The organism is Bradyrhizobium neotropicale (genome assembly GCF_001641695.1).
GTDB lineage: Bacteria > Pseudomonadota > Alphaproteobacteria > Rhizobiales > Xanthobacteraceae > Bradyrhizobium > Bradyrhizobium neotropicale.
The window spans coordinates 104,474-111,151 of sequence record NZ_LSEF01000124.1; the positions used below are offsets into that span (position 1 = coordinate 104,474).

Annotated in this window: 7 protein-coding genes; 3 read left to right on the forward strand and 4 right to left on the reverse strand. The window is 59.3% G+C overall.

Annotation, left to right across the window (positions count from 1 at the left end; translation table 11 throughout):
* The first annotated feature begins 569 nt into the window (after positions 1-569).
* Positions 570-746 (forward strand): hypothetical protein, encoded by a 177-nt coding sequence (locus tag AXW67_RS44680; RefSeq protein ID WP_201723773.1) that lies wholly within the window; start codon positions 570-572, stop codon positions 744-746.
* Between the two features lie 879 nt (positions 747-1,625).
* Here the strand turns inward: AXW67_RS44680 and AXW67_RS39670 are convergent.
* From AXW67_RS39670 to AXW67_RS44690, 3 genes are all read right to left on the reverse strand, one after another.
* The gene (locus tag AXW67_RS39670; protein ID WP_063682279.1) at positions 1,626-1,940 is read right to left on the reverse strand and encodes a hypothetical protein; all 315 of its coding nucleotides are present in this window, start codon (positions 1,938-1,940) and stop codon (positions 1,626-1,628) included.
* An 81-nt stretch (positions 1,941-2,021) separates the two neighbouring features.
* A complete protein-coding gene (locus AXW67_RS44685; RefSeq protein ID WP_145928177.1) occupies positions 2,022-2,342 on the reverse strand; it encodes a YMGG-like glycine zipper-containing protein in 321 nt (106 codons plus the stop codon).
* A gap of 384 nt (positions 2,343-2,726) precedes the next feature.
* Complete coding sequence (locus AXW67_RS44690; protein WP_245315891.1) at positions 2,727-2,903, reverse strand: hypothetical protein; 177 nt, start codon at positions 2,901-2,903, stop codon at positions 2,727-2,729.
* A 760-nt stretch (positions 2,904-3,663) separates the two neighbouring features.
* Between AXW67_RS44690 and sugE the strand changes: the two genes are divergently transcribed.
* Entirely contained in the window at positions 3,664-3,978 is a 315-nt protein-coding gene (gene sugE / locus AXW67_RS39680) for a quaternary ammonium compound efflux SMR transporter SugE (protein WP_027552789.1), read from the forward strand.
* Positions 3,979-4,010: 32 nt separating this feature from the next.
* On the opposite strand, the gene AXW67_RS39685 is transcribed toward sugE, so the two are convergent.
* Complete coding sequence (locus tag AXW67_RS39685) at positions 4,011-5,135, reverse strand: hypothetical protein (RefSeq protein WP_063682273.1); 1,125 nt, start codon at positions 5,133-5,135, stop codon at positions 4,011-4,013.
* 275 nt (positions 5,136-5,410) lie between these two features.
* On the opposite strand from AXW67_RS39685, the gene AXW67_RS39690 reads away from it, so the two are divergent.
* Positions 5,411-6,445, forward strand: coding sequence for an IS110 family RNA-guided transposase (locus AXW67_RS39690; RefSeq protein ID WP_063678329.1), 1,035 nt, complete (start codon positions 5,411-5,413; stop codon positions 6,443-6,445).
* Positions 6,446-6,678 lie beyond the last annotated feature (233 nt).

Sequence of the window (6,678 nt, forward strand, 5' to 3'; positions counted from 1 at the left end):
ATCAACCGTAAGTTCGCCGCGCTGGTTCCATCGCGGCCCGCGGCATAATGGCAAGGGACAATCCCCGCGAGGCCGCCAACTGAGGTGGCCTTACTCTTCCGCGAGTTTCGTTTCGATGTAGGCATTTACGGATTCAGCGAAGGAACGCTGCACGCCAACCACAGCATTATACTGGGCCAGAACGTCTTGCTGGATAAGCCTTAGGCCGCTCTTACGAGCGCCCGAGGGCGTAACTTCCAGGTACTCGTTGATGGCCCTCTCAGCCAGTGGAATTGCGTTTGGGTCTCCCTTGGCGATCAGCCGCCGCAGGATCCCCTGACAAGTATCCAAGTGGGGCATACCGTGAATATGCGCCCGGATTCGCGAAATTCAACTTCAGACGCCGGGGGTTCGATACGGACAGTTTCCCGTTGTCCACGAGCCGCCAACCTCGGCCGCTCGTTCGTTTTGCAGAACGGCCCCAAGACGATTTCGAAACGAGACGACCCCTAATTTGCGGGTAATGCTTGCCGACAACAGCCGCGCTATCTTGCACGACCTGCAGCATCAAAGACAAGCGCAGGAGCAAAATGACCTTCGGTCCTGAGGAGATCGTCACATTGTACGGGCAGGGCCAAATGACGCTTCGAACCGCTGTTCAGCGGGTCGTGGCCCAGAAGCTACACGGCCTGGACGCCACGATATTCAGGGAAGCTCAGCCGTCGCTTCTCGACCATGAGCAGATAGCGAAGCTCGCCGCGGAGTGAAGCTAGCGGCCGGTCTTTCCTGTGGACCACAGCGCTAGGCAGCATCGACTCAGACATACTCCGACGGTGCGCGACACCTCTCCCGGTCGCGCGCTAGGACCTTTAAGCCCCGGCCCAGCTCCCTTGGCTGGGGCTCTCTTTCGATCAACGCCATCGCTCCCCCATGAACCTCGATCGTTACGCCGGAACGGCCAGCGCTCGCCGAGACGGCCTGCATCAACAAGAACCATACGCCATTCCTGCGGGAAACCGGCGTGCTGTAGCCGCGCGCTGATCCTCCCCAAAAACGAAAAGAGGCCGCCAACTGAGGCGGCCTCTTGCGCGTGTCCTTTATGCTATTAGCGCTTGAGCTTACCGGGCGCGTAGCCTGAGGCTCCCGGAGATCCGGTTACGGGTCCATTGGACTGCATCTGATGGCCGGGGGAATAGCCTGAAGCGCCGGTAGAGCCCGTGACGGGGCCGCTGCTCTGGAACGAATGGCCCGGCGAGAAGCTGGAGGCGCCTCCGCCAAAGCTACCGCCCGGTCCACGCGCATGGGCTGCCGAAGTGACAGCGACCAACGCGGCCGCGACTACGAACACCTTTTTCATTTGATCCACCCTTTCTCCTTGATCGGCTGCCAACGATTCAGCAGCCGTCCCGGATCGGGAAAAAGTAGAAATCGGATGGCGTGTTCAAAGTAAGACGCAGTCTGGTCTTTGGTGCGAATGCGTCAAAGCTCGAACGATCCTATTCGAGATTGCGATCTCATATCCTGACAGCAAGCTTACATGGGAACCTTGTGCCCCAGCTTTACCTATCGAACAGCGCGTGACTCTAGCGATGAAGCGAGCATGCGCGTGGATCACGATGCTCTCGACGCCGCACGCTGATCGCGGCTCATTGCTCGTTGTCATCCTCCCCACCGTGGCGCCAACCGTAACCGTCCCAACGTGGACCGTAATAGCCATAGTTATAGCGGTACCGATAACGCTCTCGCCACTCGTCGCCATCATCATAGCGTCGATAGTAGCCGTGGGGACGGTAATAGTCCCGCTGGTGCCAGCAGCGCCCCGATTCGTTGCAGACCCAGCGAACCTGCTCGACGTTCAACGTTGGTGCGGTCGAGCGCGAGATCGGCATGGCGTCGGCACTACTCGCGGCAAGGGCGGCGAACGCCGCGGAAGAGAGTAGAATGGCAATCGGCTTTCCCATCGGAGTCTCCATGGTTGCATTCGTGGGCGGAGTGTAGCGCGGGCGGCGCCGCCGTGGCTGGGGACGCCTTGCCGACCGGTGTCAGTACCGGCCTTGGTAATAGCGCTCGTCACATTCAGCGAAATAGATCCTGCCGTCGGGAGCTCGGTAGCGGCACATTTCCCGCCCAGACGGTGGTGGGTTGGTAGAGTCGGCTACGGCCGCGCCAAGCAGGGCGCCGGCACCAGCACCAAGAATGGTGCTACCCGCATTCCGGCCGATAGCTTGACCAACGAGCGCTCCACCGACAGCGCCCACGGCGGCGCCGGTCGCGGCCCGTTGCTGCTGTTGAGTTTGTGCGCAGCCCGCGAGCGAAATACAAATGGCTAAGATACTAGCCGCAGAAATCTTTGGAATATTCACGCGCGTGAGCCTCTTTGCGTTGATTGTGATGAAGAAGATGGTCCCAGCGACTGACCTGGTGGAATGACGAACCATCGTGGCCGCGTTCGGGCCGTAAGAGGGTGCTATCACGACCACCACCGCGTGGCCGGCTGTCATGCTGATCGGGCCAACACAAAGGCCCGCCGGCGGTCGGGGCGCTGCTTTTGCAGCACCCTCTGTTGATCCGGTGGGCCTTCTTCCGCGCTGGCGGATTAGTCCTCGTCGTCGTCCCAACCCGAAACGCTGCGGTAATCGTGGTCGCAATGGCGATATCGATGTTGGGGCGCGTAATAGCTATCATCATAGCCGCTGTAGTCGCGGCTGTACGTCGAATATCCGCTGTAGTAGCGACGCGGGGCTGGATTAGCCTTGCGGCTCCGACGCCAGTGCGCCGCCGACGAGAGCCCCGACGACCAAACCGCCGATAAGCGCCGCGTTGCGGCCGTCGTGTGCTTGGGCTGGTGCGGATCCGGTGAACAGCGTTGCGGCGACGGCAAGCGCGGCGACGCTGCTTGAAAGAGCCTTCTTGAGCGAAACCATTGTCCCCTCCATGTGGCGATCGCGTTCTACATCGCGCGCTTTGAAGGAAGGCTGAACCTGCCGTTGTTGCCCGTTCATCTAAGAGAGTGGCTGGCCGTTCTTGAGTTTGACGCCGCCGCGCGTTGATCGACCTCGAACCCAAGAATTGTCGTGAGAAAGACGTCGTCTCGCGCGAACATTACCGCAGAGCGGATAACGGCTGCGCCAGGGAATGTGGCTTGCACGGCCGCCTCGCCCTCGCCGTGACCGCGAATAAAGGGTGAAGACGATGCGGGGTCCGCACCTTGCCGGCAACGACCGCTCAATTTTTCAAGCTGCGCATCGCTGAGACCGGATATGTGACCAATGACTTCAAGGAGCAAGTGTTTCAGCATAGCTCAACCTTGCTGGTAGCGGCGCAACAACTCAGGGCAACCAAGCGAAAGTGGGCACGGGCTCGGGGGGTGTGTCAGTTGCTGTGTGAGCCGATAGCGGCGCGGCCGCCAACCCGTCTGAGCTTGGGACAATCTGGCTGATATTTAGTCCCACATCAATTGTGTCCAGCATCTGGATGCCATGGGGAAAGGCTTATCTGAACCAGACAGATCGGGCGCAGGCCGTTAGCGAGCGGGGTTGACGCAAGGCGACCAAGACGGCGTTGGGGCAATGCTCGATCTCTTTGGGACAGCCTGGCCCGATGCTACTGCCGATTTTCAAAGCATTGATTTGGAGCATACCGAGAGAGAGAGTGCTCGTGGTTTAAGGATTTTAGGGTATTCCCATGGCCTGGCTCTTTCTGCTCATTGCTGGCCTGTGCGAAATCGCTTGGGCGATCGGCCTCAAATTCACGGAAGGCTTCGCACGCCTTTTGCCAACAATCGGCACGGTCGTTGCTATGGCGGCCAGCATTGGGTTCCTCGGACTCGCCCTTAAGTCGCTGCCGGTCGGTACCGCCTATGCGGTGTGGACGGGCATTGGCACTGTTGGCACCACGGCGCTCGGCATCTATCTATTTAACGAGCCCGTGACGTTGTTTAGATTAGCCTGTATCGGCTTTATTCTCTTGGGCATCATCGGACTGAAAATCACCTCTTAGGCGGAGCGGTGCGATGAGAGTTGGAAATCAGCTCAGAAGTAGCTTTCCAACGTGCCGCGCCGTCGGACGTCGAGCGTGGCGCAGTGGAAGCCGCCACCAAATGCCGCATAGTGTAAGAACTCACAGAGAAGCGGTTCAAATCCCCAATTCTCCAACGCACGCGTCGTTGCAGTATGATGTGGATCTACGATGACGCGCTTCTCGTCGACCATCAGTACGTTCATGTTGAGCCATTTCCCACAAAGCGAAGTGAGCCTGAGCATAGGTTCGGTTATCGGGTCGGGCTCGGGGGCCACTAGGATGTCCCATCCTTTCAAGATGGCCGGAAGATGATCGACGTCTATGTATTCGGGATTGATCAGAATCTTGCCGGGCCCAAGCGGCAATATGGTGGTGTCGATGTGCATTGGATTGGGACAGCGGCTCTCAATCTCATGGATGCGATAACCGTCGCCAAGGTGGCGACGCAGCCATTCAATACCGGACGCATTGGTGACGTTGCTGCGGGTCACGAATAGGTCGCGCCCGCAGCGAAAGAAGTCGGCGGCGTCAAAGACCGGCTCGAATTCGGTGAGGATGTATGAGATCCGCTCGCCTTTCTTAGGGACGCGAAATTCTGGGTCGAACAGTTCGTCCGTCAGTTGCGGTCTGGGTGCGCTCGTCCACCGCGCGCCACGTTGGAAATAGTCCTTCAGAATTGGACGATAGGAATGCGTCTCGAAGTACCGACAAGGCCAAACCATTGGGGTTTCAATGATCTCGTCGCCGATCACGAGCATGCTGTCGCGCGGGCAGGAATTGCAGAAGCCGCGCGAGGACCATTCCGGCGTGCTGAAGCGCTTCCCGTGGTCGACGGCGTCCGGCCGTCTTACGATGATGCCCAGCGACTGTAGCAGCGCAACAAAGCCATCAAGCTCACGCTGCGCCGGTTCGATCATGATCCTTGGGTAACGAAAGCCTGCGAGCAGCGACTGAGCACGCGCTGCCATGCCCGGAATGTTGCAGGTGACAACCGGATGATCGGACGGGATGACCGCACCCTCAAGCCTTCCGACGATCACTTCCTCCAGCGTGCCCCACTCGTTGTGTGAGTTCACCGGAGAAACTCGGCCCGATGGAGCGGCATCCAAACCGCGAACGTGCGTGACCACGTCCATGCAGGAGACCCTCTGTGCGCTACAACAGCCGCCGGTTCTGGAAGTTCCAGGCGTCCGACCCACGGTTGTGGGGCGATCGCAAATTTCTGGTGGCGCCTCTTGGCCCATCAGCGAAGTGCGCCTCGTCTGATGGAGGCCCGCTTCGGTGGGGCATAGATGGGGTAATCGGCCGATCCAGCTTGTGGATAGCTGAAGATTTTAGGTGCTGCGCTTCAGGCTGATGGTGAAACGAGGTCCGTGGTGACGGCCTCAAGCATCAGAAGGAGAAGCGCAGCATGGACCATTTTGCCGGACTGGACGTATCGGTCAAGGAGACGAGTGTCTGTATTTTGGATGACACGGGCAAGATCTTGAAGGAAGTGAAGGTGGCGAGCGAGCCTCAAGCACTTCTGAAGGTTCTGGGGAATCCCGCCTACCGCTTCAAGCGGATCGGACTGGAAGCCGGACCGTTATCGCAATGGCTATTCAGCGCTCTCGCCGAAGCCGGATTACCAGTGATCTGTGTGGAGACGCGGCACATGCAGGCGGTGTTGAAGGCGCAGATCAACAAGACCGATCGCAATGACGCGCGCGGCATCGCTCAGATGATGCGGGTGGGAGTGTACCGCCCGGTGCATGTAAAGACGCTACGCAGCCAGAAACTGCGTATGCTGCTGACCCATCGTAAGCTATTGCAGTCGAAGGCCATCGCCATCGAGAACGATCTGCGCGGGACTTTGCGTAACTTCGGCCTCAAGGTGGGCATGGTCGGAACGGTGAGGTTCGAGGCCCGCATCCAGGAGCTTGTCGAGACTATTCCCGACCTGGTGGTGCTGGTGGAACCGATGCTCGTTGTGCGGCGGGCGCTGCGCGAACAGATCGTCATCCTGCACCGCCGCTTGCTGGCAATCGTGCGAGACGACGAGGTGTGCCGGCGCCTGATGACGACCCCCGGTATCGGCCCGGTGGTGGCGCTGACCTATCGCGCGACTGTCGATGTGCCAGCCCGATTCCGAAAGTCCAAGTCAGTCGGGGCAGTATTTGGGCTGACGAGCTCCAGGTATCAATCAGGCGAGATCGATTGGAGCGGTAGGATATCGCGCTGTGGCGATGAGATGATGCGGACGATGCTCTACGAAGCAGCGCAGAGCATGTTGCATTCGAAGAAATGGTCATGGCTTAAAGCCTGGGCCATGCAGATCGCCAGGCGCCGTGGAATGAAGAGGGCGATCGTCGCCCTGGCCCGCCGGCTGGCCGTCATCATGCACCGCATATGGATTGATGGCACCGAGTTCCGGTGGACCCGGGAGCCGGCCACGGCAGCAGCATGAAAGCCGTTCAGGATCAAACCCGATAAGGAGAAAAATCGAGATCCACCCAGCAGTGGAAAGATGTCCCTCGCGGGACGATGGATGAGGTGAGTTCGCGAGTCCGCTTGAACCTGCCGTTCAAACTGACGACAAGGCCGCGGTATAGATTGTTCCACCTCATCCTCGAATCCCATGATGGAAGGGCCCTGGTGCCGATTCCGAAGAGAAGCGCGAGCCCGTGAGCGACATCGACA

What these genes read in the sequence shown, in the direction of transcription:
- AXW67_RS39685 (WP_063682273.1), bottom strand. Translation starts at nt 5,135, where the DNA reads ATGGACGTGGTCACGCACGTTCGCGGTTTGGATGCCGCTCCATCGGGC.
- AXW67_RS44690 (WP_245315891.1), bottom strand. Translation starts at nt 2,903, where the DNA reads ATGGTTTCGCTCAAGAAGGCTCTTTCAAGCAGCGTCGCCGCGCTTGCC.
- AXW67_RS39690 (WP_063678329.1), top strand. Translation starts at nt 5,411, where the DNA reads ATGGACCATTTTGCCGGACTGGACGTATCGGTCAAGGAGACGAGTGTC.
- AXW67_RS39670 (WP_063682279.1), bottom strand. Translation starts at nt 1,940, where the DNA reads ATGGGAAAGCCGATTGCCATTCTACTCTCTTCCGCGGCGTTCGCCGCC.
- AXW67_RS44680 (WP_201723773.1), top strand. Translation starts at nt 570, where the DNA reads ATGACCTTCGGTCCTGAGGAGATCGTCACATTGTACGGGCAGGGCCAA.
- sugE (WP_027552789.1), top strand. Translation starts at nt 3,664, where the DNA reads ATGGCCTGGCTCTTTCTGCTCATTGCTGGCCTGTGCGAAATCGCTTGG.